General features: G+C 68.0%; 2 protein-coding genes. One reads left to right on the forward strand and one right to left on the reverse strand.

Translation table 11 applies throughout. The annotated features are described in order from the left end of the window. Window positions 1-488, reverse strand: a 488-nt coding sequence (locus tag A5698_RS26560) for a TetR/AcrR family transcriptional regulator (RefSeq protein ID WP_068303230.1), incomplete at its 3' end; no start/stop codon positions are given. Window positions 489-566: 78 nt separating this feature from the next. Here A5698_RS26560 and A5698_RS26565 point away from each other — a divergent pair. Next, a partial coding sequence (locus A5698_RS26565; protein ID WP_068303228.1) for a DUF998 domain-containing protein occupies window positions 567-1,111 on the forward strand: 545 nt, incomplete at its 3' end.

Genomic DNA, 1,111 nt, shown 5'->3' on the forward strand with positions numbered 1-1,111 from the left:
TCTGCGGCGGCCGCGGGTTGGGGAACAACCAGCAGCCCGCGATCGTTCAGCCGTGACAGGCAGTCGGCGAACTCTGCGATGACGCGCGCGGGCGCCCGCTCGTAATACTGCCTGGCCAGTTCCGGCATCCGATTGGCCTCGCCGATCACGAGGCGGCGTAACTGCACGACGCGTTCCTGCAGGACCGCTCGCAGGTAGTCGGCCGCCAGCGCCGTCAGGTCCGCGCCGAGATCCGCCGTCCCGGCGAGCGCCGCGATTCGACCGAGGAAGGGCGTGACGGTGCTGTCCAACGCTTCGTCGACGATCGCCTGCAGGAGTTCCTGCTTGTCGCGGAAGTGCTTGTAGACCGTCTGCTTCGACACCTCAGCGGTCGCAGCGACCTGGTCCATGCTCGTGCCCTGATAGCCGTTTCCGAGGAAGAGCGTCATGCCCGCGGACAGGATGCTCGACCGCTTCAGGGCCGACCGCCCGAGGACCGCGTCCGTCATCGTCACCTCGATCTCAGTACTGGACAGTCTAGTTCTCAGTACTGTACCGTCCAGTTTGATTCTTCCAGGAGGTCCGCCATGACCACTGCGGATTGCCCGCCATTGCCCGTACGGATCACCAAATCGCTGCTCGGTTATGGGGTGATCGCAGGCCCCATCTACGTGCTGGTCGCCGCCGCGCAGATGGTCGGCCGCGATGGCTACCACCCGACCCGTCACGCGGTGAGCCAGCTGGCCAACGGCGCTTGGGGGTGGGTCCAGGTTGCGAACTTCCTCGTCACCGGGGCAATGACCGTCGCCGCCTCGGTCGGGATCCGGCGCGCTCTGGGCTCCGGTCGCCGGTCGAGGTGGGCCTCGGCGCTACTGGCCGTCTACGGGCTCGCGCTCATTGGAGCGGGGGTCTTCCGTGCCGACCCGTCCGACGGATTCCCGCCCGGCACACCGCTCGGTGTGGGCGACGTGTCGTGGCACGGGCTGGTCCACTTCGCCGTGGCCGGTGTGGGATTCGCATGCCTGGTGGCGGCGAGCTTCGTCCTCGGAGGGTTGTTCGCGCGCCGCGGCGAGGCGTCCTGGGCGTGGGGTTCGCGCATCACCGGCCTGCTGTTCGCGCTGAGCTTCGTCGC

Source organism: Mycobacterium sp. E136 (genome assembly GCF_001666865.1).
Taxonomy (GTDB): Bacteria; Actinomycetota; Actinomycetes; order Mycobacteriales; family Mycobacteriaceae; genus Mycobacterium.